This window comes from Sulfurimonas sp. (assembly GCF_032250635.1).
Classification (GTDB): domain Bacteria; phylum Campylobacterota; class Campylobacteria; order Campylobacterales; family Sulfurimonadaceae; genus Sulfurimonas.
The window spans coordinates 1-2,499 of the sequence record NZ_JAVVFL010000247.1 but is presented as its reverse complement, the minus strand read 5'-3'; the positions used below and the strand labels follow the sequence as shown (position 1 = coordinate 2,499).

3 protein-coding genes and 1 pseudogene are annotated in these 2,499 nt (G+C 34.0%); all 4 read left to right on the top strand.

The annotated features are described in order from the left end of the window. Window positions 1-373: DsrE family protein (locus RQ763_RS11350; RefSeq protein WP_314153091.1), on the top strand; the 373-nt coding region annotated here is incomplete at its 5' end. A 17-nt stretch (window positions 374-390) separates the two neighbouring features. Then, window positions 391-1,485 (top strand): cache domain-containing protein, encoded by a 1,095-nt coding sequence (locus RQ763_RS11345; RefSeq protein ID WP_314153090.1) that lies wholly within the window; start codon window positions 391-393, stop codon window positions 1,483-1,485. Next, window positions 1,482-2,135, top strand: coding sequence for a response regulator transcription factor (locus RQ763_RS11340; RefSeq protein ID WP_314153089.1), 654 nt, complete (start codon window positions 1,482-1,484; stop codon window positions 2,133-2,135). Before RQ763_RS11345 ends, RQ763_RS11340 begins: the two co-directional genes overlap by 4 nt. After that, window positions 2,125-2,499: pseudogene (locus tag RQ763_RS11335) on the top strand (sensor histidine kinase); the annotation flags it as partial. The gene RQ763_RS11340 and the pseudogene RQ763_RS11335, both read left to right, overlap by 11 nt.

The window sequence follows — 2,499 nt, the reverse complement described above, 5'->3', positions numbered from 1 at the left end:
TGATCTGACAACGATTGAAAAAAGATTAATAAAGGGAATCGCATTTAATAATGCCCATTATCAAACTGTGTTTAAAGAGTTGGATATCGTTGTTATTGTTCATGGAGGCGCGTATAAGTTTTTTGTAAAAGATATCTCAAAAACAAAATGCAAAGAGGATAAAAAACTCCAGGCAAAAGCAAAAGAGATACATGAGAGACTCGCATCGCTTGTAAAAACATATAGTGTCAAATTTTTAATGTGCGGCGTTGGCATGAAAGCCAGAAATATAGCAAAAGAGAATATTTTAGAGTTTGTAGAGGTAATACCAAGTGCAATGATAGGTCTTATCGATGCTCAAAATGACGGATATGCTTTTGTTCCAATAGATTAATGTCGTACTAAAATTTTATGTTAAATAAAGCCCTGCCTATATTTCTGGTAATAATAGCCATATTGGTATATATACTTCTCTCGTTTAGGTATGCGATAGATAAGCAAAACGTCAGCTACATCTTAGATAAATTTGTATTGGCGTTAGAGTCTGAGATAAAAAACGAGAAGATTGATGCGCTTAAGATGGCAATAGCACTCTCAAAAAACAGCGCTTTAGTTGATACTTTGGAAAATGAGGATGAGGATCTCGGCTATAAGATTCTCTCCGGAATTACACAAGAGATAAAAAATTACACCCAAAAAGATATTAAAGTTCAGATACTCACACATGATTACCATATCTTTGCAAGAAGCTGGGACGATATCTATACGGGTATGCCGCTTGAAGATTTTAGAAGCGACCTTCAATATTTTAGCTCTCACAATACTCCACGCACATCCATTGAGACAGGACGAATGTTAAGCATTAAGACTACAGTGCCTGTTTATAGAGACAAGACTCTTTTGGGTTTTGTTGAGATTATAAGTTTTTTTGACTCTATAACAAGCTTTTTTAAAAAGATAGGTGTTGATCTTTATGTGTTGATGGATGATAAGTATTACGATATAGCCGTTTTTATGCAAAACAATGAGACTGTTGATAGGTATATCATGGCAAATAGAAACTATAATCATAACAACATAGACCTTCTTAGAAAAATCGATTTTAAAGAACTTAAAGTAAACAGAGCAATCACTCTTGATGATGATTATGTATTTTGCGAAAATATAAAAAACGGCAACTCCGAATCAATAGGACTATTTGTGTTTGTGTTAACAAAGAGGTATCTTGAGTATTTCAAAGAGGAGAATGATGAAACCTCATTTTTTATCAACTTTACAAAAAAAGCTCTTTATGATGTTGTAAGAGATGAGCAAAATGATGTTAGGGTTAAAGAGTTTGAGGATATAAAATCACTTATGACAATGAAAGACGAGATGCCCGTGAATATGCAAAACGAATATATAAAACTTGGGTATGAGAAGTTAAACGAATATACGAAAGAGGAGCTTATAGAGCTTATTTTAGAGCAAAAAATCATAAAGAAAGTGGATGGAAAAATAAAATGAAGATTTTGTTACTAGAAGATGAATTTTCACTCAGAATCAGCATAAAAGAGTTTTTGGAAGATATGGAGTATGAGGTAGATGATTATGCCGATGGAATGGAAGCACATGATGCAATCTACTCAAAATCTTATGATTTACTCCTCTTAGATGTCAATGTTCCTTCAATGGACGGATTTGAGCTTTTGCAAAGCATACGTAAAGAGGGGATTAAAATCCCTGCCATTTTTTTAACATCCATGATAGATGTACAAAACCTAAACGAGGGGTATAAAAAGGGGTGCTGTGACTATATTCGCAAACCTTTTGATCTCTTGGAGTTGGAGCTTAGAATTAAGCAGGCGGTAAAGAGTTTTTATCTTCAAAACGATGAGCTTATGGTACTTGGCGAAGATGTATTTTATGACATGTTAAAAGGCAAGTTAACTCATTGCTCCAAAGAGATTATTCTTAGAAAGATTGAAAAAGACATCCTTGAAGTTCTTATCAAGAACAAAAACAGTGTTGTCTCTATGCAGATGTTTCAAGATGAGGTGTGGGGTGATTATGTAGAGCCATCGGCCATCCGCGTTCAGATAAACAACCTAAAACAAAAACTTCCCGACGCAATCATACAAAACAGAAGAGGTTTAGGATATATCATTGAGAGATAAAAGTTATGCTATAACCTACGCATACATATATACTGCTCTTGTTGCGGTAATCCTGCTTGCACCGCTGTTTATCTATACGTCATACATGAAAAAAGTGTATGATATAAAAAATGAGTTTGAACTTAAAAACAGGGCACTTCTAATAATTAAGCTTATGCAAGAGCATAATTCGGATGATGAATATTTTGAGTACCCAAGATTTAAAACATTCAAATCAGGTCTTTATGATATCAGACAAAAAGAGATTTTCTCGCTTATAAAAGAGCCTGTTAAATACTTTATAGAGGGTTATCAAGTAGAAGATAAGAGAGCCTATTATGTCATGACACTTCCGCAAGAGAGATATTTTGGTGCAAAGTACCTT